Source organism: Flavicella sp. IMCC45668, assembly GCF_057219105.1.
Genome location: NZ_CM170114.1, coordinates 2621690 through 2645938 on the forward strand (window position 1 = coordinate 2621690; position 24249 = coordinate 2645938).

Annotated in this window: 24 protein-coding genes; 8 read left to right on the forward strand and 16 right to left on the reverse strand. The window is 31.6% G+C overall.

Annotated features, from left to right (window positions below; all coding sequences use genetic code 11):
* Positions 1-2 precede the first annotated feature (2 nt).
* Both AC2DZ0_RS10795 and AC2DZ0_RS10800 read right to left on the reverse strand, forming a co-directional pair.
* The gene (locus AC2DZ0_RS10795; protein ID WP_484641750.1) at positions 3-1079 is read right to left on the reverse strand and encodes an L-rhamnose/proton symporter RhaT; all 1077 of its coding nucleotides are present in this window, start codon (positions 1077-1079) and stop codon (positions 3-5) included.
* 68 nt (positions 1080-1147) lie between these two features.
* On the reverse strand, positions 1148-2155 hold the full coding sequence (locus AC2DZ0_RS10800; protein WP_484641751.1) for an alpha-N-acetylglucosaminidase C-terminal domain-containing protein: 1008 nt from the start codon (positions 2153-2155) through the stop codon (positions 1148-1150).
* Between the two features lie 165 nt (positions 2156-2320).
* On the opposite strand from AC2DZ0_RS10800, the gene AC2DZ0_RS10805 reads away from it, so the two are divergent.
* The 4 genes from AC2DZ0_RS10805 to AC2DZ0_RS10820 all read left to right on the forward strand — a co-directional run bounded on the left by AC2DZ0_RS10805 (position 2321) and on the right by AC2DZ0_RS10820 (position 6697).
* Positions 2321-3454, forward strand: a complete 1134-nt coding sequence (locus tag AC2DZ0_RS10805) for an MFS transporter (RefSeq protein WP_484641753.1) — start codon at positions 2321-2323, stop codon at positions 3452-3454.
* Positions 3455-3801: 347 nt separating this feature from the next.
* Positions 3802-4161, forward strand: coding sequence for a YraN family protein (locus AC2DZ0_RS10810; RefSeq protein WP_484641754.1), 360 nt, complete (start codon positions 3802-3804; stop codon positions 4159-4161).
* Positions 4162-4243: 82 nt separating this feature from the next.
* Positions 4244-5590, forward strand: a complete 1347-nt coding sequence (locus AC2DZ0_RS10815; protein ID WP_484641755.1) for a 1-acyl-sn-glycerol-3-phosphate acyltransferase — start codon at positions 4244-4246, stop codon at positions 5588-5590.
* A gap of 51 nt (positions 5591-5641) precedes the next feature.
* Positions 5642-6697 carry a hypothetical protein gene (locus AC2DZ0_RS10820; protein WP_484641756.1) on the forward strand — a complete coding sequence of 352 codons (1056 nt, stop codon included), beginning with the start codon at positions 5642-5644 and terminating at the stop codon, positions 6695-6697.
* A gap of 1 nt (position 6698) precedes the next feature.
* Here the strand turns inward: AC2DZ0_RS10820 and AC2DZ0_RS10825 are convergent, their stop codons facing one another.
* Both AC2DZ0_RS10825 and AC2DZ0_RS10830 read right to left on the reverse strand, forming a co-directional pair.
* Positions 6699-8033: a TlpA family protein disulfide reductase gene (locus AC2DZ0_RS10825; RefSeq protein ID WP_484641758.1), complete on the reverse strand. Its 1335-nt coding sequence runs from the start codon at positions 8031-8033 to the stop codon at positions 6699-6701.
* 30 nt (positions 8034-8063) lie between these two features.
* Positions 8064-8414, reverse strand: a complete 351-nt coding sequence (locus tag AC2DZ0_RS10830) for a hypothetical protein (protein ID WP_484641759.1) — start codon at positions 8412-8414, stop codon at positions 8064-8066.
* A gap of 120 nt (positions 8415-8534) precedes the next feature.
* Between AC2DZ0_RS10830 and AC2DZ0_RS10835 the strand changes: the two genes are divergently transcribed.
* Positions 8535-9059: a CvpA family protein gene (locus tag AC2DZ0_RS10835; RefSeq protein ID WP_484490072.1), complete on the forward strand. Its 525-nt coding sequence runs from the start codon at positions 8535-8537 to the stop codon at positions 9057-9059.
* Between the two features lie 453 nt (positions 9060-9512).
* Positions 9513-10244, forward strand: a complete 732-nt coding sequence (locus AC2DZ0_RS10840; protein WP_484490073.1) for a LuxR C-terminal-related transcriptional regulator — start codon at positions 9513-9515, stop codon at positions 10242-10244.
* A 2-nt stretch (positions 10245-10246) separates the two neighbouring features.
* Here the strand turns inward: AC2DZ0_RS10840 and AC2DZ0_RS10845 are convergent, their stop codons facing one another.
* Positions 10247-11161, reverse strand: coding sequence for a TIGR01777 family oxidoreductase (locus AC2DZ0_RS10845; protein WP_484641760.1), 915 nt, complete (start codon positions 11159-11161; stop codon positions 10247-10249).
* A 112-nt stretch (positions 11162-11273) separates the two neighbouring features.
* Here AC2DZ0_RS10845 and AC2DZ0_RS10850 point away from each other — a divergent pair, with 112 nt between their 5' ends.
* Positions 11274-12113: a mechanosensitive ion channel family protein gene (locus AC2DZ0_RS10850; RefSeq protein WP_484490075.1), complete on the forward strand. Its 840-nt coding sequence runs from the start codon at positions 11274-11276 to the stop codon at positions 12111-12113.
* Positions 12114-12380: 267 nt separating this feature from the next.
* Here AC2DZ0_RS10850 and AC2DZ0_RS10855 read toward each other — a convergent pair whose 3' ends face one another.
* The 11 genes from AC2DZ0_RS10855 to AC2DZ0_RS10905 form a co-directional block, all read right to left on the reverse strand.
* Positions 12381-12824: a hypothetical protein gene (locus AC2DZ0_RS10855; protein ID WP_484490076.1), complete on the reverse strand. Its 444-nt coding sequence runs from the start codon at positions 12822-12824 to the stop codon at positions 12381-12383.
* 79 nt (positions 12825-12903) lie between these two features.
* Positions 12904-13731, reverse strand: a complete 828-nt coding sequence (locus tag AC2DZ0_RS10860; protein ID WP_484641762.1) for an SH3 domain-containing protein — start codon at positions 13729-13731, stop codon at positions 12904-12906.
* A gap of 4 nt (positions 13732-13735) precedes the next feature.
* On the reverse strand, positions 13736-15514 hold the full coding sequence (locus AC2DZ0_RS10865) for a BatD family protein (RefSeq protein WP_484641763.1): 1779 nt from the start codon (positions 15512-15514) through the stop codon (positions 13736-13738).
* A gap of 30 nt (positions 15515-15544) precedes the next feature.
* Positions 15545-16081, reverse strand: coding sequence for a hypothetical protein (locus AC2DZ0_RS10870; RefSeq protein WP_484641764.1), 537 nt, complete (start codon positions 16079-16081; stop codon positions 15545-15547).
* Positions 16081-16737: a tetratricopeptide repeat protein gene (locus tag AC2DZ0_RS10875; protein WP_484641766.1), complete on the reverse strand. Its 657-nt coding sequence runs from the start codon at positions 16735-16737 to the stop codon at positions 16081-16083. Before AC2DZ0_RS10875 ends, AC2DZ0_RS10870 begins: the two co-directional genes overlap by 1 nt.
* A 5-nt stretch (positions 16738-16742) precedes the next feature.
* Positions 16743-17789, reverse strand: a complete 1047-nt coding sequence (locus tag AC2DZ0_RS10880; RefSeq protein WP_484490081.1) for a VWA domain-containing protein — start codon at positions 17787-17789, stop codon at positions 16743-16745.
* Between the two features lie 44 nt (positions 17790-17833).
* Complete coding sequence (locus AC2DZ0_RS10885) at positions 17834-18190, reverse strand: four helix bundle protein (RefSeq protein WP_484641767.1); 357 nt, start codon at positions 18188-18190, stop codon at positions 17834-17836.
* A gap of 42 nt (positions 18191-18232) precedes the next feature.
* Entirely contained in the window at positions 18233-19240 is a 1008-nt protein-coding gene (locus AC2DZ0_RS10890) for a vWA domain-containing protein (protein ID WP_484644837.1), read from the reverse strand.
* 2 nt (positions 19241-19242) lie between these two features.
* Entirely contained in the window at positions 19243-20841 is a 1599-nt protein-coding gene (locus tag AC2DZ0_RS10895) for a hypothetical protein (RefSeq protein ID WP_484641768.1), read from the reverse strand.
* Positions 20842-20859: 18 nt separating this feature from the next.
* Positions 20860-21729, reverse strand: a complete 870-nt coding sequence (locus tag AC2DZ0_RS10900; RefSeq protein ID WP_484490084.1) for a DUF58 domain-containing protein — start codon at positions 21727-21729, stop codon at positions 20860-20862.
* A gap of 65 nt (positions 21730-21794) precedes the next feature.
* Positions 21795-22799 carry an AAA family ATPase gene (locus tag AC2DZ0_RS10905; protein WP_484490085.1) on the reverse strand — a complete coding sequence of 335 codons (1005 nt, stop codon included), beginning with the start codon at positions 22797-22799 and terminating at the stop codon, positions 21795-21797.
* A gap of 507 nt (positions 22800-23306) precedes the next feature.
* On the opposite strand from AC2DZ0_RS10905, the gene AC2DZ0_RS10910 reads away from it, so the two are divergent.
* Complete coding sequence (locus AC2DZ0_RS10910) at positions 23307-24209, forward strand: patatin-like phospholipase family protein (protein WP_484641770.1); 903 nt, start codon at positions 23307-23309, stop codon at positions 24207-24209.
* Positions 24210-24249: the final 40 nt, after the last annotated feature.

Here is a 24249-nt window from a genome sequence, read left to right on the forward strand (position 1 = left end):
TTTCAATATCTCTTAACTAAATTTGTAGCCACTTTGGATTCTTGATCTATTTTCATATAATTTGCCTTTGCAATAAACAGAACTCCTAAAATTAAAATAGAAAGACTCATTATTAAAACGCGGATACTTTTAGAAGAAGCCCCTTTCCATTCTTTTGTAAGTATTCCATTAATATTAGCAACCATAATGGCACCAGTTTCTAGAATAGCAAACCCTACAGAGGTTCCTAATTCACCTAGTTTATAAGCTCCTAAACCATAAATCACCAGGGCTGCATCATGAAAAACAGCCATCGTTAAAATTAAAACAAGACCTTTAAATGCTCCATTGCCAGTAAAATTTGACCAGGTTTTTCTTTTGGTAATTGTAAAAGAAAAATAAAGCATTGTTGAAATAGCAGCCCCCATAAATATTGGTAATAAAACCGCTAATCTTGCAATCCAAGGTGCATTGCCATAATCTAATTGCGCCACTTCTCCAATTTTACCTAAATTATTTCCTACATGATATGATAGATTAAAACCCGCAGCGCAAATGGCTCCTAACACACATAAAAGAATTCCTTTTTTCATTGTTTTTGCATCTGCTTTCAAAGAAATATTTTTGCTTTTATCGCGTAATACACCTGCGTAGCCATTCAAGGCTATCCCTGAAACAATCACAAAAACACCTAAAAACATCATATTACCTACATCAGTCCCTATAACCGATTCTTGACCTTCTGGAAGCAATATTAAAGGCAAAAGAGTATCAATAGAGGTTATCACTCCAAGGAACAAACTAAAAGCTAAAGACATACCAATAGATGCAATACTAAATCCCCACAACATATTTCCAATTCCCCAGCAAAAACTTAACGCGAACATGGCAAAGAAAATCCAACTAGGAATATGCTCATAGATCGCCCAAAGATTATCAACTAACGTAAAAGTTGTAATCAATGGAATAACAATCATTGCAAAAAAGAAAAATCCACCCCAAGTATTTTCCCAAGCATAGTTTTTAGCGTATTTTGAGGGCAACGCATATAACCCTAAAAGTATTGCGGAAACAAAAGCAAGAACAATTCCAATAGCCATTTTAATTTTTTTATTAAGTTGCTTAAAGGTAAAAATTTATTTTTTTCTAAAATATTTCCTTGAGCAAGCTATTTTTCTAAAAACTCTAAAACAACATCCACTTCGTCTTCTTGAGAAAAACTAGACAGGTCTTTTGTTTGACGCATCCAATTTTTTGAAAAAATAGCAACATCCTTTTTAAAGTTTTTTTGATTCTCTATATCTTGCTGAGTAAAATCTGTATGCAAATAATTAAAATAAGTCTTCCATAAAGGCCGATAAAAAGTTTGGATTACTCCTGCCAATTGATAATTGGAGGCTATTACTTTTTGAGAAAATTTTTGTTCGATTAATTTTTTGTCTGTGCTTGTTTTCCCTTGGCTTTTTATCTCAGATAGAAGAAACCCAAAAGAAAATTCATTTCTTACAGCTAAAACATTATCTAAATTCTCAAGGCTTGCCATAAATTCTTCGGTATGTTTTGAAAAAGATGTTGAATTTTTCAATTTCAGGTCCTTTTGTAGGTTATGATACTTTTTATTATTTGTCAATATTAATATTTCTCTCAAAACATCTACAATATCCAATCTAAAATTATCAGACTCCCCAATAAATTCTCTATCCTCTAACAAATAATTCAAAGCGAGCAATAAATTCATAGCATCCAAATTTTGAACACCTTTAGTTAAATTGCCGTCCTTGATAAATTTATATCCTGCGATTTGAGTTTTTGTCTGAAAATCGTTTTGTTGGTTTAGCCGTAAATTATAATTAATTAGAATCTCTATGGCTTCTGCTGCTCTCGCCGATACAGCACCATATCGTTTAAAAACAAAAGCATCAATTCTATCTTTATTACTCCTTAGGTTTTCAATTTTATAAAAAATTCTATTTTCTTGAGTTTTTGCATATTCCTTTAAAAACTCAGACACAAGTGTATCAATAAATTCAGCAGACATGTTGGTTTCAGGGAACTGAGTACTAACGTTCGCTAGTGGATCTTTTTTTACAGAAACCATTTCTTTTTTGTTGATCAGGTACTTGCAAGAAGACATTAAAACCACCACCAAAGAAAATTGAAAAATAAACTTACCCATAAAACTCAGCTAAACATTCACAAAAATAACGATAATTACATTGCTTTCTATATAAATTCATACAGCTAATTGTTGCCATTTTAATCTGCATATTTTTTTATGATAAGATTATTTTAATGATCTAAAACACTGCTTCAATCCAAAAATCTATTCGATATTTGCAGCATGAAACTATTAGTCAAACAACGTATTGCAATTGGTGTTTGTTTTTTTCTAACAGGAGTTTGTTTTTCTAGTTGGGCATCAAGAATCCCAACAATCAAAGATTTATTTCTGCTGAATGAAGCACAATTAGGAAATTTATTGATGGTTATGCCAATCACCGCTGTAGTTGGGTTGCCTTTTTCAGGATGGCTTGTCTCTAAATATAATACCAGAGGTCCCTTATTTATATCCTTTTTTATCTTTAGTATTTCCCTTTTTGGAATCGGAATGGCTTCTGAACTTTGGATATTAATTCTTTCTTTGACTGGATTTTCTTTTTCATTAAGGTTGATCAATATTGCAATGAATACGCAAGCAGTTACTCTTCAAAAAAAATTCACAAAAAAAATCAATGGTGCCTTTCATGGGTTTTGGAGTTTAGGTGGAATCTTTGGATTATTATTTTCCACGGTTATGATAAAATACAATATTGATATTAAAATTCATTTGGCTTCTATTTCAGTATTTACCATTGTAATGATTTCATTAGGCTATCCATACTTGCTTAGAAACGATCGACCAAAAACAGGAAATAAATTAATTTTTGGAAAACCTGATCCATTTGTTATGTATTTAGGGTTGATCGTATTTTTTGCAGCAGTGTGCGAAGGCGGAATTTACGACTGGAACGGAGTCTATTTTAAAGAAGTTGTAAACGTAGAATTATTCACTGTTGGATATTTATCATTTATGATCTGTATGACTCTTTCTCGATTTTTTTCTGATCTTGTTATTGATAAAATCGGTATCGAGAAAACTTTTGTTTTAAGTGCCTTACTAATTGTATTTGGAATATCCGTTACCATTTTATTTCCCTTTTTTTGGCCTGCACTTATCGGGTTCTGTATCACTGGTCTTGGTGTATCAACATTATTTCCAATGACATTTTCTTTATCGGGAGAATCAAAAAAATATGCTCCTGGCATGATTATTTCAATCATCTCCACGTACAGCATTGTCGGCATGCTCATCGGTCCACCCTTGATAGGATATGTTGCCTATATCTTTGATTTACGCAAATCCTTTATCATATTTATTATTTGTGGAATTATGTTCATCCCTATTTCAAAAATGTTTTTCCGACTTCCTAAATAAGTTGAAAAAAAGCAATTTTCAACCGTAACTCTAGTAAACATTAACTAAACGTAAGGGTATTGTTATCCGATAGGCTATAACATCAAGTAAACATTAATAATTATAAAAAAATATAATTTTTCTTTTATTTTAAGAATATATTATTATATTAGCAGAACAATTGTATAATATACAATTAATCCAACGGATTTTGAGAATCTATTACCCCCATAGGATTCGAAATAAATCAAATGAATTTTGAATCTATTACCCCCAAAGGATTCGGTTAACAAATTAAAAACTCCCACTTAGTTGTGGGAGTTTTTGTTTTTATACATTTCATTGATTTTCCGTATCTTAAATTAAAAATGGCCAACCATAATGATTTTGGAAAGCAAGGAGAAAAATTAGCTGCAGACTATCTATTAAGGAATAAATACATCCTTCTAGAAAAAAATTTTAGGTACCGAAAAGCAGAAATTGACTTGATTGCTACAAAAGGCAACGAACTTATAATTGTAGAAGTTAAAGCAAGATCTAGTGATTGCTTTGGGAATCCACAAGATTTTATCTCTCCAAAAAAAATTGAACTTCTAACAGAGGCTGCCAACTATTATGTAATTTATAATGATTTAGATGTTGATGTAAGGTTTGACATTATTTCTGTTTTAAAAAAAAATGGAAAAACTGAATTAGAACATTTTGAAAATGCTTTTTTACATTTCTGAAACAATACAGACAAAAAGATACAATTCCACTTTATAAATTTCTGTTTTGTATTTTTACCCAATCTACAAAACCTAACACAAAATGCTATATAGAGTTTTTAAATTTCTTTTTTACTTCACCACCAAAGCTTATTTCAGATCTCTTTATATAAAAAACAAAAATATAGTTCCCGACAAAGGACCTGTCGTTTTTGCTGTGAACCACACTAGTGCATTTATGGATCCCATTTTATTGGCTACCCATATCAAAAGACAGCTTTATTTTTTATCGAGAGGAGATGCTTTTAAAAGTGGTTTTTCTAGATGGCTTTTCCCTAAACTTCATATGATTCCGGTATACAGACCAGATCTTTTTCCGAATGACACACATAAAAACAAACAGGTATTTGAAAAATGTTTTGAACATTTAGAAAACAAAAAAACGGTAATGATATTCCCAGAAGGAATTAGTGAAACTGTGAGAAGACTAAGACCTATAAAAACTGGAATTTCAAGAATTTCATTAGTGTCAGAAGAAAGAAACAACTTTGAATTAGGAGTAGTAATCATCCCTATTGGAATTAATTATTCTAATCCTCATCATTTTAAAAGTGATGTTTTTGTAAAATTCGGAGACCCTATTTCTGTAAAAGATTATAAAGAGCGTTATTTTTCAAACAAAAAACAAACCGTTTTAGAGTTAACAGAAGACATCAAATCTAGCTTAGAAAATGTAACAGTAAATATTGAAGATAAACATCATGAAAAAATAATCCGACAAATTGAAATTCTATACAGAAGTAGGCATAGAGAACTTATTAATGAAGGAGACAAAGCACCTAACGACTTCTACCTATCTCAAGATATTGTAAAAGCTGTTTCTTATTTTTCTGAAAACAAACCAGAGCAATTGAAAAAAATAGAAGTCAAAATGACTTCTTATTTAACCAACTTAAAAAGACTTGGAATACGAGATACTCAAATTAGAAATGAGAATTTGAACTTTAAAAACAGTCTTAATTTTTTATATTTTTTTCTAGGATTCCCATTATTCCTTTATGGTTGTATTTTTAATTTAATTCCTTTTAAAGGAGCAGAATTACTCGCAAAAAAAATCCCTGTAAGAGCAGATTTTGTTGGTTCTATGAAACTTGGATTAGGAATGTTTATCTTTTTAATTTGCTATGTTATTATGACCATCATTATGGGTATTTATACAAATTTTGGATGGGCAATTTTATTTCTTTTAACCCTATACCCTATCGGGCTATTCTCAATAAATTATATTAAAGAATATTTTCAGGTAAGAGGAACGTTAAAATATTTATTTTTGAAAAAAAGAAAATCTGAACTGATCAATGAATTAAAAGAGTTTAGACAAAAAATTGTGGAACAATTAGAGCAAGGCAAAACTGAATATGAAAGCTTTAAAAACATTGAAAAAAATTAATCAAGAGTTCCTCTATTTTTCATTTATTTAATCCCATAAATTTGACAAATTGTGGAAGTAATTTTTGACACCATGAATTTATTTGATCAAAAAAAATATTTCTCTCAGAAGTTAATCATCCTACTCTGTTTCATTTTTTCCTATCAAGGATTTACTCAACAAAAAGAAAATTCTTTCAAATTAGGAGGGTTATTATTTGGAGATGTCTATCATATTTCTCAACATCATTTAGAGGAAGATATTGGAAAAACAGAAGCTGTTTTAAGAAGAGCTTATATCACCTTTGATGCCAAAATAAAAAACAAATGGTTCGCCAGAGTTAGAACTGAAACCAACCAAGATGGAAGCTTCGGTGTTTATAATTTTGAAACCGATATTAAAGATTTATTTATAGGCTATAAAACTGAAAGGCATAAAATTACCTTAGGTTTATCTCCTACCAAAACCTATGATCTAATAGAGAATATTTGGGGCCTGCGCTACCTTTTAAGAACACCAATGGATTTACAAGGTGTTGCGAGTAGGGATTTTGGTATTGCATTAGATGGTGCTATTGATAAAAAAGACCGCTTTTTTTATCGTTTCATGATCGGAACTGGACAAGATTTTGGAAACGAAACGGGAGATGGAACCAAAACAATGGTTGGATTTACTTATAAAACCAAACAAAAATATTATTTTGATCTCTATGCCGATTATGAGCGTCTACCAGGAGAAAAAGACAGAAGTACCTATCAATTATTTTCTGGTTTCAAATCCGATGATTTAAGATGGGGAGTTCAATATTCTCATCAATTTAGACAGCTAGACCCTGCTTTAGAACTACTTTCTGGGTTTATTGTAAAAAAGATTCATAAAAACATTGCTGCCGTTGGTAGAATTGATAGAATTATGGAACCTAGCCCGAATGGAAACAACATTTCCTATATTCCATTTGACCCAAGTACCAAAGCTACTTTATTTATCGTAGGAACCGAAATCCCAATCACTTCCTACTTTTTAATTCATCCTAATATTATTTTCACAACCTACGATACCATTGCTGGACAAGCTACCCCCAACAATGATTTAATGTTTCGATGTACGGTGTTTTTAAATTTAGAATAAACTACTGTTGCAGCGCTTTTATATTTTCTTTCAATGCAGAAAAATTATCTGGCAAAGCTATAATTCGCTTGTTGGCGTTTAATAAAATAAAAGTTGGTGTAGATTCTATACTGTAAGACTGGGCAATTTCATTTTTCCATTTCCCCATTCCTAAAACATGCTCCCAACCTTTAAAATTTGGTACTAATTTTTTAAAATCTGTATCTTCTTTTTCTAAGGCTACGGCAACCACTTGAATATCCTTGTAGTCTTCTAAAAAACGATACAACTCTGGCAACTGTTTTTTACAATGGGAACAACCTGTACTCCAAAAAACAACAACATAGTTTTTATGCGTGTTTAACCTAGACAACTGTTTATTTTTACCCCATTTAAAATCTGGTGCTATTGCTCCTACAACCACAGATATTTTAGCTAACGTTTCAGAAATATATCCATCGCTTTGCAATTCTTTGGGTAAGTTTTTATAGTAATTATCAAGTACATACCTTACCATTTCAGTGTCTTCCGTTTTTACAAACTCCTCGATAATAATTTGAATCAGATCTTTTTGAAGACTCGTTTTTTTAGGAATTTCAATTACATTTTTTATCGATTCTTTATATAAGTTTTGTTGGACCGTTTTATCTTGAGAATAATTCAAATTGAAAATATAATCAATCGTTCTATCTACCAAAAAGGAAGAATTAATCAAAATAGGATCTTGAAAATCTATATGTTCAAAAAAGTTAATTTTTATATTCTCTAAATATGCTTGTGGAGCCTCCACTACTGTTTTTGAATTATATCGTTGTGTAGCCTGAATAAAATTAAAGGCCAACATACTTTTTGATTTGTTTTGATACTCCTTTTGAAGGTCTTTTAACTCATAATATGTTTCTTGATAGGTAGTAGCCGTAGATTGTCTAGGATCTCTAAAATAAGCTATCTGCAAAGAATCTAAATATTGTTGTGCTCCTAAAATATTCACCAAATATTCTTGGTACATTATATTTTCTCTAGACTTCTCATATACCACGCTTTCCTCAGGGTAATCTGGATTAAATTTTAAAGTAACATCTTCTTTATTATACAAAAAGTCTAAAAATCCTTCTCCTTTTAACCTGTACACAATTCTATACATTCCTGAAGAGGCCTCTTTGGGCATTTCAAAATAAAACGACTTATTATCTATTTTTGTGTTTTTTATATAATGTTGTCTACCATCTTTGATCTGGTATAGCATCACCCATTTGATATCTTTAGAAAAAGGTTCAAAAGTTCCTTTCAATTGTTTTTGTGCAAAAGACATCAAAGAACACAGAACTAAAATAAAAAGTAATTTTTTTTTCATCATAACACACATAATTCAAATATCAAACCAAAACTATTCTTCTTCAGAAGAAAAATATTTTACGATGGCTTCTTTCATTAAAATCGATTGTTCTCCAGGTTTTAACGGAGGTAATTCTTCTAAGACTTTATAATGTGGCCAACCATCTGGATCTATAAAATCAAACTCATAGTACCCATATGGCTCAAGTAATCTACATATTGCAATATGCATTAGGTTTACTTTTTCATCTTTTTTAAAAGATTGAATCCCTTTTCCCAGCTCTTGTACTCCAATTAAATAAACGATAGAATCTAAATCTAGCGTATCTCCATCCGCAAATTTATCCGAAAGAAATTTCACTACAGACTCCCATTGTTCCTTCAATTCTATATCTCTAGACATCTTAATAATTTTGAAAGCAAAGATACATCAAAAGACTATTAATTCTCCTGTCAATTGTTTGAACTAAAACTAGAAAACTTTAACTTATCTTTGAAAACCAAAACGCATCATTTTATTTCAATGAATACATTTGATATTATTATTGCTACCCTATTACTTTTCGGTTTTATCCGAGGAGTTTTTAAAGGATTATTTGTAGAAATAGCTTCTCTAGTAGCGCTCATAGGAGGCGTCTACGGAGCAATGCATTTTTCGTTTTATGCAGGCGATTTTCTAAAAAAACAATTCGATTGGGATGAACAATATATTTCTTATGCCGCTTTTGCAGTTACTTTTATTGGAATTGTTGTAGCCGTTTCTTTGGCAGGAAAATTACTTACCAAAATAGCAAGTTTTGCCGCATTAGGAATCCTAAATAGAATTCTAGGAGGTATCTTTGGATTTCTAAAAATAGCCTTTATATTAAGTGTCATTCTCTCCTTTTTTATGAAAATGAATAATACTATTCCGTTTGTAAGTAAAGAACAACTGAAAGCTTCTATATTTATAGAGCCCGTTAAAAATTTGGCACCTACAATATTTCCTAATTATTTTAATAACACGCAAACCCCTTCTTTAGAGGAAATTATTTCAAACGAAATATAATTGAGTGTTATTTGAATACTACAATAGGCTTATCCTAGTACAACTTTTCATTGTTCATATGACAGTAGGTTTTATCTAACCCGGTCATTAGACCAAAATCCTTCTAAACTAAGGATCAATGGTATTTGTGAACTTAATTTTTACTTAATTTAAATAACGATTAAACTTCTTTCCTTTGATTCGTTTCTAAAAAGTTGAAAACCTTCATTATCAATATTTATAGCACAAAAAAAGCGACCTAAAAAAGGTCGCTTAATTCTCGTTCATAGCGATTTTGATAACGAATAATTGAAAAAACTTCAATTTAATAATGTCAATAGCATCCAATTTTACCCCTAAAACGAATTATTTTTTCCATATTTGTGTAAAAGCTTAATATCATTCGTTAACAATGGTAAAATTATATAATTAGGTTTATACGGGCAACTGTGTAAATACGCAAGTTTTTTGACTATGAAAAAAGAAAACGAACCAACAATACAATCTGTTGTTACTGAACAGCCGATTGACATCCATTGTGATGAGTACAAACATTACGATAAAATAATTCAACGCTTTCCAAAACAAGCGGTCTATATTTATTCGTTTTCAGAACAACGAATGGTATTTGCTGCCGGATGGAAAGATGTTTTAGGCTATGAAGACAGTGAGATCAATATGATGCTTATTGTTAATTCTGCCGCTGCTCAATATTCACAATCATTGAATGAGCTCAACAACAAAGCATGGTATTTTTTAAGTACAAAAACAGAAAAACTAGAAGAATATAGCTTTACTTACGAAATCCAAAGATATCATAAAGACGGATCTGAGGTGCCTGTTTTTTCTACAGTAGGCGTACATAAAGCCGTGAACGGAAAAGTGGATCAAATTATTGGAATTACTCAAATTGTTCCTTCTTTAAAGTTTGGAAAAGTGATGCAATTTGCAACCTATGGTCCAGAAAAAGAAGAATTTGAAGATAGTTTAAGCAAAGAGATTTTTCATCATTTTGCCATCTCAAGAAAAGAAAAAGAAGCCCTTCAATTGGCATCAAAAGGATATGCTTTTAAAGAAATTGCTAACAAGTTAGGAGTTTCTCAATCTGCTATTGAAAAACGAATCATTCCTATGTACAAACGCTTTAACGTTAAAAGTTTAACTCATTTAATTAGTTTTGCATACGACAATCATGTTTTGCCGTAAACTTACCTCTTAAATAAATTCTCTAGTGCACTATTTACATCAGGAAAATTAAATTCAAATCCAACGTTTTTAATCTTTTCTGAGGAAACTCTGCTTCCTTTAGTCAAAATAACGGCCATCTCTCCAAAAAATAGTTTCAACACCCATTGAGGAATTTTTGGCATAAAGAAAGGTCTATTTAATGCCTTTGCTAAAGATTTGGAAAGTTCTTCATTATTTAAATCATCACCAACAACAGCATTGTACGGGCCAGAAACATTTGAGTTTTCTAAAGCAAACAAATACATCTTACAAAGATCATCTATATGGATCCATGGTGTATATTGCTTTCCGCTACCTAATGCAGATCCCAACCCAAATTTAAAAGGAAGAAGCATTTTTGCAATGGCACCTTGATCTTTGGCAAATACAATTCCAGTACGCAAAGCCACAGTTCTTATTCCCATTGAATTCATTTGAAAAATTACAGATTCCCATTCAGAGCATACATTAGACAAAAAATCTGTATCAGATTCATCGTTTTCTGCATAAATATTTCTCGTTGTTTTACTTCCATAAATCCCCGTTGCGGATGCAGAAATAAAACTTTTAACATTATGACTTTCTTTACTTAGTAAATCATAAAGTAACTCTGTAGATTTTACTCTACTTTGTAAAATTTTATCTTTTCTAGAACTCGTCCATTTTGATGCTGCAACATTCTCACCTGAAAGATGAATAATTGTTTGAACTTTGAAGAGACATGTTCTATCGATGAGTTTGTTTTCAATATCCCACAAAAAATAAGAAACATCTTTCGTATTTTCTCTGATACTTCTAGACAATATTGAAACTCTATAACCTTTAGAAAGTAGGTGTTTAGTTAAGTATTGCCCAACAAAACCCGTTCCTCCAGTAATTAACACTCGATTCATCATTAGGTAAATGTAATAAACTCCAAGCTGAAATTTATGAACATATGTTAGGATTTGATAACATAATTTGTTTGAATAATTCATTTATATTTGTATTTCAACTTAAAAATTTATTATGGATATAGAAGAAATGAACACTACGTTTGAAAGTATCAAAACACAAACTGTAGAAATCGTAAGTGAGTATGGTTTAAAATTAATTGGTGCCATCGCTGTTTGGATCATTGGATCTATGATTGTTAAATCAATGGTGAACGCTTTTGATAAGGTTTTAGACAAATCAAAAACGGATCCTTCTTTAAAACCTTTCTTGAAAAGTATTGTAGGAGTATTGCTAAAAGCGCTACTTGTTATTACAGTATTAACGATGCTTGGTATTGAAATGACTTCTTTTGTTGCTATTTTGGGAGCCGCTGGTTTAGCTGTTGGTATGGCTTTGTCTGGTACTTTGCAAAATTTTGCTGGAGGTGTTATGATTTTAATTTTCAAACCTTTTAAGGTTGGTGATTTTATTGATGCACAAGGATATACAGGTGTTGTTTCTGAAATTCAGATTTTCAATACAATTCTGAAAACTTTAGATAACAAAACGATCATTATTCCAAACGGTGGTTTATCTACTTCTTCTATGACGAATTATTCAGTAGAAGCTTTTAGAAGAGTTGATTTTACTTTTGGAGTTGGCTATGGTGATAGTACAGAAAAAACAAAAGAAGTATTGAATGGTTTAATTGCTGCAGACAAAAGAATTTTATCTGGTGGAGATCATGATTCATTTGTTGCTGTTTCAGGATTAGGTGATAGTTCTGTTGATTTTGTAGTTCGTGTATGGGTAAAAGCAGAAGACTATTGGGGAGTATTTTTTGACATGAATGAAAATGTTTACAACACGTTCAATAAAGAAGGATTAAATATTCCTTATCCACAAATGGATGTACATGTTCACAAGAGCTAATAAGAACAACCTATCCTCCTTATTTTAAAAAGAGGAACCATATATAAAAGCCTTAAATTATCTTAAGGCTTTTTTATTGCTTTTAAAACGGTTTATTTCCTAAAGAATCATGTGGGTAATACTTTTCATAAAAAAGTCTAAAACAGCTTTAAATTCGGCGTTTAGCTGTGCATGTCTCAAAACATTGTCTTCTATAAAAACTAACATAACGACATAAAAAAAGCCTTGCTCAAACGAGCAAGGCTTTTTGTAATTTTATAAAGCATCTTACATGTGAATACCTACACCTAGGCTTCCTCCACTGTTTCCAGCTTCTAAAATGATACCCCATGTTTGGTTGAATTTATATTCACCACCAATATGTAGGTTCCACGACAAATCACTATTGTAGTCATTCGCAATACCAATGTTAAAACCAGCTCCTACACCACCCCAGATATCCCAAGGCTCATTTAATTTTAATAAAGAATCAAAGTAGTAATCCACTCTTGCTCCTGCTTTAATATAATCAAAGTCAAAAGGAATAGTTGCTTCAGGAGAAATTGTCCAGTTCTTAGCCAATGGAATCTCATAGTTACCTGTAACCGATGAGTTATTTCCAAAAGTAGCAAAAAGGTTCAACGCTCCTCCGTAAGATTCTTGAGCAGACATAGTAGATGATGCTCCAAAAGCGAAGACACAAAATAAAGTAATTCTTAGTAATTTTTTCATGTTTGTTAAATATTAGTTAATAACAACACGAATATAGGAAAAAAATAAACTTAGAATCAAAAATTCGCAAAAAATAACATTATAAAATCTTTAAACTTTCTGCTAAAATCCAACCGGTTTTACCATCAGATAATTTGATTTTTTTCCAAATATCTACCTCATCTAAAACCTTAACTTTTAACCCTTCATGAATCTCAAACACCTCTTGCCCAGATGTCAAAGGAGCATCTTTAACACTCGTTTTTTCATCAAAAACGATCGCTTCTATTGTAGAAATACTTGTATCGTATTGCTTAAAAGTAAACAGCAAACTAAAAATTAATATCAAACAGCTTAAAATACTGGTAATAAAATAGGCTCTTTTTCTCGTAGGGATGTAAGAAAAATAGAAAAACAAGAAGAACAAACAGGTCAATATAGAAGCAGACGTGGCAATATATGCCCATTGATCAAAAGACAATTGCTGAATTATATTTTCTTCTAAGTTCTGAAAAAACGTTTTTGGCAAAACTTCAATTGCATCAATAGTCATCCTATTAGCAAACACCAAATTATTTGCTGCATCACTATTTTGAGGATTTAACAACAAAGCTTTTTCTAAATTATAAATGGTAGGTGCTACTTTATTTATTTTATAGTACGCATTACCCAGGTTGTAATACAATTCTGAAGAAACCATCCCGCTAGCTTCTATTTGCTCATACAGACCTATAGCCTCAACATATTTCTCATTTCTGTATAACTCATTCGCTTGTTTGAATAATTCTGAATCGCTTTGAGCAAATGAATTCGAAAATGCAAAAAATAAAACCAAACATATTTTTATTATTTTAAACCCAACCAGCGGTAAAGCATACTTTTTCAAAGTAGCTTTTGCTTTCCCTATTTCTTTTAAAAAACCAATCATAATCTTATAATTGTTTATCCATTTTGGTAATTACCTCTTTCGCCTTATGGTACTCCTCCTCCATCATTACACTTGTAACAGGTGCATATCTTGCAAAATCACAATCGTCTAAGACAGCAATAAAGCTTTTAATTATTTCTTGATCAACTCCTTTACTCATCAACAACTCAGAAATTCGTTCTTTGCTAATTTCATTGGTTTCAATTTGTAATTTAGCTTTCAAATAATTATGCAATGCTTTTTCCAAAGCAATATAAAAGGCTTCTTTTTGACCCAATAATTTTTTCGCTTGAGAAAGGAACTTTCTTGCAAGTTTATCTGCCTTTCTTGTTCTGTTTCCTATGAGGTCATTGGCTCTTTCTTTTTGTTTTTTACCAATAACAATAGCAATTGGAATGGCTAAAAACGGTAAAAACAACAATAAGTAAAATAAATTAGACTTAAAGAAATCCTTTTTTTCTATCCTTGCTAAATCCGTTTTTTGCTGTATGTATTTAAAGGAACTATTAGCCGTAACAACCTGTTTGTTGATGCTATTATCAGCTTGCTGACCTTGATCTGAATTGGTAACCAAACTTTTTCCTTCTGTTACGTTTACAAATAAATTATCAGAAATTATACTATGGTATTTTTTATCTTTTGGATTAAAGTATGAGAACGAAACTGGGGGTATTTTATACTTCCCTTTAAATTGTGGAACTACGGTATAAGCATCAGAAATATCCCCACGTAAACCTTTGGTACCTGAAACTGAAATCCTCAAGTTTTCACCATGCTCTGGTGTATACACTTCCAACTCTTGAGGTGTAACAACTTTTGGAATTTCAAATAATTTTAAATTTCCCTTCCCAGAAACAACTACTTTTAATTGCGTAGATTCATTGGCTTTTAAACTTTCTTTACTCGTTGTTACCGACATATCAAAATCTCCAACAGCGCCATTAAAATCGGCTGGTTTTCCTTCAATTGGTAACTCTTTAACTTTAATCGTCTTTTTAAAAGTTTTAAAATTCTTTCTGATATTTCTAGTAATAGGATTCCCAAAAAAGTCTCCTCTACCAGTAGGCACTCCAATTATCAGATCTGAACTTAAAGGTTCTAAAGCTAGCTTTCCTGATTTTTGCGGAATTAAAACTGCTTTTTTAATCGTAAAGTATCTATAATCTTCCCCTTTAAATTTTCCGTTTTTAACCTGAATCTGATCTATTTTTATATCTTGATTCCAGAATCCCTTAAACTCTGGTAACTCTTTAATATCAAAATCACTAATAGCAATATTGTTACTAAAATACAATCTGTATTCTACATAGATTCCTTCTCCTAAATAGGGACTCGCATTGGAAACCATTACCTCTAAGTGTACATTTTTATCTGCAATGTAATTCGGATCATTTGGATCCTTAGGCATTTCAATGGCATCAACCACTAAAACATCTACTGGGTTTGATTTTATAAGTTCCCCTCTGTACTCAATAGTTGCTCCAGAAATAGTTAACTTTCCTTTCCTTTTCGGGGCCACTATATAACTATAAGATTGAGAATAGGTAACCTTCCCGTTAATCCAAGATTGATTGACAGATTGACTAGGCCCTCCAACAACTTCAAAGCCATTAAAACTAGGCGGAGAAAAATTATCCGCACCCTGTTTATTCACCGTAAACTCAACTCTTAAACGCTGATTTAACCCAAGTTTATTTTTACTCACTTTAGTAGTTAACTCAATTTGAGCCAACACGCTTTGTGTAAGTACTAATAAAAATATATATGTTAATTTAAATTTCATTTCTAAACTCCAATTCTTTTTTGATAAAAACTACCAGTCTTTTTCTTGCTGAACTTTTTTACCTTTTACTTTCTGAGCATTTACTTTTTTCTGAGTTTTAGCCTCCTCATTATTCATGGTTTCTAGCAACTGCTTTATTTGTTGAGGAGTCATCTGACCTTGTTGCGGCTGTGCCTGCTGCTTTTGTTCTTCTTTCTTTTTGTTTTCAGAATCCTTGTTTTGATCGTCTTTATTTTGATCTTTATTCTGGTTATCCTGTTTATTTTGATCTTGTTCGTTTTCTTTTTTGTCGTTGTTTTCCTTGTCCTCTTTATTTTTCTTTTTATCGCCGTTCTGATCTTCTTTTTGATCTTTTTTCTTCTTTTCCTCCACCAATTTTTTCTTCAACTGGTTCAGTTTTTCATCATTTGGAAATTTTTTCAACCCTTGATCAATCGTAGCCATAGCTTTTTCTATATCACTATGAATAAAATCTTTTGCCCCTGAATTAAAATAACCCTGAGCATTTGTTTGCGAATTAACTACCAAACCAATCATCATAAAAAATAATGTTACAATCGCTTTCATTACTTAGTTTCTATTTGAATTACAGATTCGATTTTCTTCATAAAATCCTTGTAGTTTGCCACTGTTGGATCTTTTTCTAATGCACCATCCAATAATTTCAAGGCCTTATCAAACTGATAGGCTTCAATTAATTTATCCGCCTGTTTCTTAATTCTTTTGGCATAATCCGATGGCGGTGGAGGGTTGTTCTTTTTATCGTCTTCTTGCTGCTGTTTTAATTTTTCACGAGCAAAAGCCAAGTTGTACCTAGTCTCATCATCAGAAGGATTGTTGCGTAAACTTTTTTTATACGCCTCAATGGCTTTGCTATATTCTTTTTCCTTTAAATGCGCATTTCCAATATTATGATATGCTGCCGCCTTTTCAAATTTATTTTCAGTACCTGTCGCAGCTAATTCGTACTGTGGAATGGCTTCTTTATAATTCTTTTGAGCGTACAAGGTATTCCCTAAGTTAAATGAACTTTTAAAATAAGTACCTGCCTGAGCAGTAGCTTTTTTATAGGCAATTGCGGCATCAGCATATTTTTCAGCTGCATATAAAGCATTACCTTCTCTTACAAAACTCCTTGCCAATCTTTGCTGTACAATAGAATCCTGTTGCGCTTTCATAGAAAAGCACACCAAGCATAAAACAACCCATTGTAGAATTTTCATAAATATTATTTTTTAAATTCCTTTTCTTTAAATAAATCAACTTTTTGAAGCCATTTCGTTTTCTTTTCTAAAAAGAAAATATCAATGATAAAAAACAACAATCCGATACCAACAAACCATTGAAATTGGTCTTTATAATCAGAAAATTGTTTCGTTTCAAATTCATGTTTTTGTGCATTCGATACTACATCGATTAAACTTTCTACAGGTTTTGCCGTCAGGTTTCCATCTACATAAAGTCCATCTGCCTTATTTGCAATTTCTTTTAAAACATTAGGTACTCTATGTGTAATAACCACTTCTCCTTTTCTGTCCTTTTTATAACCAACCAAGCTTCCTTTACTACGTAATGGTATAGGACCTCCTTTCTCTGTTCCAACCCCTACTGTATACACTTTGATTCCTTCTCGTGCTAAATCTTCTGCCTTTGCTATGGTATTTTTTTCATGATCTTCTCCATCAGAAATAATAACTAAAAACTTATTGGTTTGTTCATCATTATTATAATAGGTTTTTGCCAAATCTAAAGCCTCATTAATTGCGGTTCCTTGACTAGATACCATATCAGGGTTTGCATTTTGTAAAAACATATTAGCAGATGCGTGGTCGGTAGTAATTGGCAATAAAGGATAAGAGTTCCCTGCATACACGATAATTCCTACTCTATCACTTCCTAATTTCTCAATGGTTTTAGAAATAATTTGTTTAGACTTTTCTAATCTATTTGGAGCAATATCTTCCGCCAACATACTTTTAGATACATCCAATGCAAACACAATATCAACACCTTCTCTCTTAACCGTTTTTAATTTGATTCCCATTTTTGGGTTTACCAATGAAAGGATTAAAAAAGAAACACCAATCAATAAAAAAACCAACTTTAAGGTCGCCTTAAAGAAAGAATAATTTGGAGCTATTTTTTCTAATAAATCTAAAGAAGCGAATTTCTTTTGCGTACGCTTTTTCCACCATAGTGCCATGACGAAAATTACAATTACCACGGGTATAATTGCAAAAAGATAAAAATATATAGGTTCTTCTAACTTGTACATTTCTTAATTTGAACTGTTTTTTGTTTAATTGTTTATACGTTAAATTATACTTGTGTTTTTCTTAATGCGTTTAACATATTAGATATTTTCTCAATTTGATATCTCAATTCTAAAAATACATCTTCATTTATATAATTTAATTCTTTTGCTATAATTAATTGATTCAAAACCTCCATACAAGAGCTGTAAGCTATAACCGTAAAATGAGCTTTATCTTTATTCGTTACTCTCGAAGTTCCTTCTGCCAAATTGGAAGAAATAGAAACACTTGCCCTACGTAACTGACTTGTCAATCCAAATTTTTCTTCATTAGAAAATGTAGAAGTTATTTTATAAATATTTTTAGAAAGCCGAATAGCCTCCTTCCAAACTTCTAATTTTTCAAATGAAAAAACATACATACGATTACACTTTTTTAAACATTTCAACTATTCAACTTATGTCTAAATAAAACTTTTAAACAAGGTGTCTCTTAAAACGTATTCCAATAAAAACAACACCAAAGCAGCAATCACATAGATTCTGTACTCCTCTTGGTAATTGTAATATTTAAACTCTTCTATTTTAGTTTTTTCTAATTTGTTAATTTCTTCATAGATAGATTCTAACTTCAAATTATTTGTCGCTCTAAAATATTTTCCATTGGTTTCCGAAGCAATATGTCTCAATAAATCTTCATCAATTTCAACTTTTTGACGACGGTATAATAAATTTCCAGCTCTATCCTTTGCGTATGGAAAAGGAGCCATTCCGTTGGTTCCTATTCCAATGGTGTACACCTTAATGTTTAATTCTGTTGCTAATTCTGTTGCGGTTCTAGGATCAATAAATCCAGCTGTATTTACTCCATCTGTTAACAAAATGACAACCTTGCTTTTCGCCTTGCTATCCTTTAATCTATTGATAGCAGACCCTAATCCCATCCCAATAGCTGTTCCATCTTCTATTTGTCCGTATTGGATTTCAGAAATAGTTCTTGCCACAATCCCTTTATCACTTGTAATAGGAGTTTGGGTAAAACTCTCTCCGGCATAAACAACTATTCCTATTCTATCATTAGGTCGTTTTTCAACAAAGTCAGCTGCAACCTCCTTTAATGCCTCTAGCCTATTCGGCTTTAAATCCTTTGCCAACATACTACCAGAAACATCAATAGCCATAACAATATCAATTCCTTTATTTGATTTTGTTTTTCTGCTAACCTCAACATTCCTTGGTCTGGCCAATGCAATAAACAACAACGCTACAGCAACAATTTTTAAAACATATAACAATGGCTTCAATTGCGCTAAAATTGATTTTTTTAATTTAAAACCAGAAACTGTAGTGACCGTTAAAGAAGCAGTGCTTTTTTTATGACTTAAATAAAACCACAAGATCAAAAATGGTATGATCAATAAACCCCATAAAAATAGAGGTGTTTCAAATTCAAAATTTGTCCAATTCCCCATCATTATTCGTTTTCAAATTTTATGGATTGAATCACAGTTTCCATCGTTGTTTGCACATCGGTATCCTCAAAATTACCATTGGTAAATACTTGCCAAATTTTATTTTCTTGAGAAAAACCTAATAAATTAAAACCTTTCTTTAGACCATTACTCACATAACTTCCCTTTAAATAAACTCCATGCACTTCTTCTCCAAAAGAGGCTGGTTGTCTTTCAAATTCAAGGTCTTCTATTTTTTGAGTCTTTTCTAGATTGCCTATTGTACTCTGTACTACTTGTTCTACATCTGGGTTTATCTGTTCCGCATAAACTAAGGTGGTTACCGATATTTCAGAATTTTGAGAAGGATCTTCATAACTATAAATTTTCAACTCAGACATGACACTCTGAATTTGAGCAGGCACCTCATCAGACTTTAATCCAATTGTTCCCGGAGCTGTCAATATTAATGCGGGAGAACCAAAAGATTGACGACTCCATCCATCAGACGCAACCTCTTCAGTAGGCAACGTATTTGCACCTTTTTTAATTTGAGCCGTTTGATAAATTTGGTAGCCAAAAAAGCCTACAACCACGGCAGCAAATATTATAATTGCAATAAATATCTTAGATCGCTTACTTAAATTTTTCAATGAGAATTCTTTTTTCGGCTTGCTTTCTTTTGCAATACTTTCTTCAATTTTTCTTTGCTCTTCAGCATAAGAATCTAGCAATGGTTTCATTTCATCAATCAATGAAGCTGCAACATTTCTGTCGTTTTTAATTTCACCAGAGCTCGGTCTTAACTTAGCAAACTTCACAAAGTCAGCATGCTGTAAAAATGCTTGAAGCTGTGTTATTGATTCTTTCGTGATTCCAATATTTTTAGCACTATTTTGATCCTTTAACAAAGTAATCAACTCATCTGTAGTAGCTTCTAACGTATGAACATTTACTTCTTTTCCTAGATAAACTCTAATAATTTCTGTAAGTTCTATATAATATTCCTTAATCTGATTATTTTCTAATAGATCTTTTTCATCCAAATGACTGAACTTTTGAATTGCTTCTTGATAAGCCGGAATGCTTTTTTTCTTAGCCTTTGTTTTCTTAGCTTTTTTCTGAAATAAGAAATACAAACTAGCCAACAAAATTAAACAACCCACTATCAAATAAAACCAATTGAAATAGGGTTTAAAATCATCAAAAACCATAGGTTCTTCGGCTATGGTTTTAATTGGAAATGCTTTTTGTTTTACAGTATCTACTGCTACATTTGCAACATTGATCAATAAGGAATCTGTGAAATACGTTTTATTTTTTATAAAAACCTGTTGTTTTGGAATATAAAAACTTCCACTATCAAACCCGGTTAATACATACTTCTTGACAAGCTTATTTTTAAGCGTATCTATTTTTTCAGATCCTACAACTTCTATCAATCCTAAATTTGAAAGAATAGGAAATGTTATATCTGTTTTTTTATCAACCGATATCTTATATTCAAACTGTTCTCCAATTCTGATTTGCGTTGTATCAATGGCAACCAAAATTTTAGGTTCTTGTTGCGAGAAGCCCAAAAAGACGCTGAATAAAAATAAATATATTATGCTTTTTTTCATTTTAAATAATACTACTTATTACTTTCCTTTTTGTTTGAAATACCCCAACAATTTTTTCACGTAACTTTCGTCAACTTGAGTACTAATGGTACCTGCTCCACTTTTACTAAAAGTAGTTTCATAAAATTTTGTCAGCTCAATAAAGTTAGCCTTGTAAGCATTTCTTACCGCTTTTGAGCCTGTATTTACGATTACCTTTTCTCCTGTTTCTGAATCTAACATTGGAACCAGTCCAAGGTTTGGGATTTCTGTATCGTGTTTATCATACACACGAACTCCTGTTACATCATGTTTTTTACCTAAAATTTTTAAAGTTTGCTCATAGGAATTATCCATAAAATCAGACAAAACAAAAACAATGGCTTTTTTAGTCATGACATTCGACAAATACTTTAAAGCTTCATCAATATTCGTTTTTTTACTTTGAGGTTGAAACTCTATCAATTCTCTAATAATTCTTAAAACATGACTTTTTCCTTTTTTAGGAGGAATAAATAATTCAACAGAGTCTGAAAATAAAATCAATCCTACTTTATCATTGTTTTGAATTGCAGAAAAAGCCAAAGTAGCGGCTATTTCAGTAATTGTATCTTTTTTAAACTGAGAAGTTGTACCAAATAATTGAGATCCACTAATATCAACCACCAACATCATGGTAAGCTCTCGCTCTTCTTCAAATACTTTTATATAGGGTTGATTGTACCTTGCGGTAACATTCCAATCAATATTTCGAACATCATCCCCAAACTGATACTCACGTACTTCACTAAAAGTCATACCACGCCCTTTGAAAGAACTATGATATTCCCCTGAAAAAATATGATCTGAAAGTCGACGCGTTTTGATTTCTATTTTGCGGACTTTTTTAAGTATCTCTTTTGTTTCCAATTTTAGGTATGTAATTGTTTAAATCTTGAACCACTCAATGCATAAATCCTGTACAAAACAAAATTTTAAGGCACTTCAATTTCGTTTACAATCTTGTTGATAATGTCTACAGAAGTTACATTTTCTGCTTCCGCTTCATAGGTAATCCCTATTCTATGACGTAAAATATCGTAAACAACCGCTCTAACATCTTCAGGAATTACATAACCTCTTCTTTTGATAAAAGCATAACACTTGGCTGCTTGAGCCAAACTAATACTTCCACGAGGAGACGCTCCAAAGCTGATCAATGGTTTTAAATCCGATAAATTATATTTTTCTGGATAACGTGTTGCAAAGATAATATCAAGAATATATTTCTCAATTTTCTCATCCATATACACTTCTTTTACAGAAGCTCTTGCTTTTACAATTTGTTCTAAAGAAACTACTGGGTTCACCTTAGAAAAACCTCCTGATAAATTCTGACGCATTATTAACTGCTCATCCTCTAACTTTGGGTAATCAATTACAACTTTTAACATAAAACGGTCTACCTGCGCCTCTGGCAAAGTATATGTTCCTTCTTGCTCAACTGGGTTTTGTGTTGCCATTACCAAAAATGGCTCTTGTAATGGAAATGTTTCTTCTCCAATAGTTACCTGTCTCTCTTGCATCGCCTCTAACAAAGCAGACTGAACTTTTGCCGGTGCTCTGTTTATCTCATCTGCCAATACAAAGTTTGCAAAAATAGGTCCCTTTTTAATTTCGAACTTATTTTCCTTCATATTATAAATCATAGTACCCACAACATCTGCAGGTAATAAATCTGGCGTAAATTGAATTCTACTAAAACCTCCATCAACAGCTTTTGATAAAGTGTTTATGGCAAGTGTTTTTGCCAATCCAGGAACCCCTTCTAACAAAATATGTCCATTTCCTAACAAACCAATCAACAGACGATCAATCATGTGTTTTTGACCGACAATTACTTTATTCATTTCAGATTTTAACAAATCTATAAAAGCACTTTCCTTTTCAATTTTTTCATTGATTGCTCTAATATCAACGTTGGTGTTTTGATCTTCCATTTTATTAAATATAATTTACTATCAAATTCAATTTATTCTGAGTTTGACAAAACTAATATTTTATTCCAATGACACTGTTAAAATTTGGTTAAAGAACCGCGTAAAACCTAGACTTCTTAACCTAAGAAAAAACTAAAATCATTCATTTCTAAGGACTTGTGTTAAAAAAATGTTATCTTTTTCTTTGTAGTATCATTATATTTCACAATATTTGTGACAACCAACAAAAATTAACTAAACCAAACTAACATGAAAAAGGAGGCTGATACAGTCTCCTTTTTTTGCGTTTATACCTAAACAAACCCAGGTTTTAAGCTACCTAATCGCAGGTTTAATTATTATTTTATTCGTTGCTAACTCCGCTAATTTGTGCTAATTAAAACTTAAAATTGTCTATTTTTAAAATCTTCTGAATTAGAAGAAATTCAACTTTTAAATAAAAATAGGGACAAGTAAATTTAATTGACCTATTTTTCAGTCTATAATCAACGATTAAAATTGCCATTTATGAAAGATTCAAAGAAAAAAAGTGTATCCCTAATTTTAGGAAGTGGTGGTGCTAGAGGTTTAGCACATATCGGTGTTATCCAGTGGTTAGAAAAAAATAATTTCGAAATTAAATCTATATCAGGATGCTCTATTGGATCTTTAATTGGAGGAGTATATGCAGCCGGAAAACTGAAACAACTTACTGAGTGGATGCTTGCCTTGAATAAAACGGATATTGCTTCTTTATTAGATTTTTCTTGGGGAAATAGCGGTGGTATTTTTAAAGGAGACAAAATAATCAATACGCTGATCGGCTTTTTAGAAGATATTCAAATAGAACAATTAAGCATTCCATTTACGGCTGTTGCTACGGATATCATTACAGAAAAAGAAGTCTGGATTAATTCTGGTTCTCTATTTGAAGCAATCAGGGCTTCTATATCATTACCTCTTTTTTTTACTCCAGTTCCCTATGGAGAGGCTGTACTCATTGATGGAGGCGTACTAAACCCTGTTCCGATTGCTCCTACTTTTAACGATGATACAGATATTACTATTGCGGTTAACCTTGGTGGTGCTCCCCTTAAAATAAAACCAGAACAGTTTGATGGAATTGATAACGATTTCAATATTTCAAAAATCCAAAATCAAATCAAAAATTTCTTAGAAACTAACAATATCACCACGGCAAGTGACCCTGCAAAAAGTTTAAGTATATACGAAGTTGCTGATAGGGCTTTTGATACAATGCAAAGTACTATTGCAAGACAAAAAATAGCCGCATATCCGCCCGATATTGAAATAGAAATAACAAGAAATGCCTGTGGTACTTTAGAATTTGATAAAGCTGCTGAAATGATTGCTTTAGGTTTTCAAAAAGCACAAAACACCTATGAAAATTTGGAAGACGTTAATTTTTAAATTCATAACCAAACATATCAAAGCGCTATTTTTTAGTTAA

Excerpts from the sequence above, each read along its gene's own strand:
- AC2DZ0_RS10870 (WP_484641764.1), bottom strand. The coding sequence starts at position 16,081 with ATGAAAGCGATTGTAACATTATTTTTTATGATGATTGGTTTGGTAGTT.
- AC2DZ0_RS10910 (WP_484641770.1), top strand. The coding sequence starts at position 23,307 with ATGAAAGATTCAAAGAAAAAAAGTGTATCCCTAATTTTAGGAAGTGGT.
- AC2DZ0_RS10815 (WP_484641755.1), top strand. The coding sequence starts at position 4,244 with ATGCTATATAGAGTTTTTAAATTTCTTTTTTACTTCACCACCAAAGCT.
- AC2DZ0_RS10885 (WP_484641767.1), bottom strand. The coding sequence starts at position 18,190 with ATGTATGTTTTTTCATTTGAAAAATTAGAAGTTTGGAAGGAGGCTATT.
- AC2DZ0_RS10845 (WP_484641760.1), bottom strand. The coding sequence starts at position 11,161 with ATGATGAATCGAGTGTTAATTACTGGAGGAACGGGTTTTGTTGGGCAA.
- AC2DZ0_RS10805 (WP_484641753.1), top strand. The coding sequence starts at position 2,321 with ATGAAACTATTAGTCAAACAACGTATTGCAATTGGTGTTTGTTTTTTT.
- AC2DZ0_RS10865 (WP_484641763.1), bottom strand. The coding sequence starts at position 15,514 with ATGAAATTTAAATTAACATATATATTTTTATTAGTACTTACACAAAGC.
- AC2DZ0_RS10895 (WP_484641768.1), bottom strand. The coding sequence starts at position 20,841 with ATGAAAAAAAGCATAATATATTTATTTTTATTCAGCGTCTTTTTGGGC.
- AC2DZ0_RS10810 (WP_484641754.1), top strand. The coding sequence starts at position 3,802 with ATGGCCAACCATAATGATTTTGGAAAGCAAGGAGAAAAATTAGCTGCA.
- AC2DZ0_RS10875 (WP_484641766.1), bottom strand. The coding sequence starts at position 16,737 with ATGAAAATTCTACAATGGGTTGTTTTATGCTTGGTGTGCTTTTCTATG.
- AC2DZ0_RS10840 (WP_484490073.1), top strand. The coding sequence starts at position 9,513 with ATGAAAAAAGAAAACGAACCAACAATACAATCTGTTGTTACTGAACAG.
- AC2DZ0_RS10860 (WP_484641762.1), bottom strand. The coding sequence starts at position 13,731 with ATGATTGGTTTTTTAAAAGAAATAGGGAAAGCAAAAGCTACTTTGAAA.
- AC2DZ0_RS10850 (WP_484490075.1), top strand. The coding sequence starts at position 11,274 with ATGGATATAGAAGAAATGAACACTACGTTTGAAAGTATCAAAACACAA.
- AC2DZ0_RS10795 (WP_484641750.1), bottom strand. The coding sequence starts at position 1,079 with ATGGCTATTGGAATTGTTCTTGCTTTTGTTTCCGCAATACTTTTAGGG.
- AC2DZ0_RS10890 (WP_484644837.1), bottom strand. The coding sequence starts at position 19,240 with ATGGGGAATTGGACAAATTTTGAATTTGAAACACCTCTATTTTTATGG.
- AC2DZ0_RS10905 (WP_484490085.1), bottom strand. The coding sequence starts at position 22,799 with ATGGAAGATCAAAACACCAACGTTGATATTAGAGCAATCAATGAAAAA.
- AC2DZ0_RS10835 (WP_484490072.1), top strand. The coding sequence starts at position 8,535 with ATGAATACATTTGATATTATTATTGCTACCCTATTACTTTTCGGTTTT.
- AC2DZ0_RS10830 (WP_484641759.1), bottom strand. The coding sequence starts at position 8,414 with ATGTCTAGAGATATAGAATTGAAGGAACAATGGGAGTCTGTAGTGAAA.
- AC2DZ0_RS10855 (WP_484490076.1), bottom strand. The coding sequence starts at position 12,824 with ATGAAAAAATTACTAAGAATTACTTTATTTTGTGTCTTCGCTTTTGGA.
- AC2DZ0_RS10880 (WP_484490081.1), bottom strand. The coding sequence starts at position 17,789 with ATGTACAAGTTAGAAGAACCTATATATTTTTATCTTTTTGCAATTATA.
- AC2DZ0_RS10825 (WP_484641758.1), bottom strand. The coding sequence starts at position 8,033 with ATGATGAAAAAAAAATTACTTTTTATTTTAGTTCTGTGTTCTTTGATG.
- AC2DZ0_RS10800 (WP_484641751.1), bottom strand. The coding sequence starts at position 2,155 with ATGGGTAAGTTTATTTTTCAATTTTCTTTGGTGGTGGTTTTAATGTCT.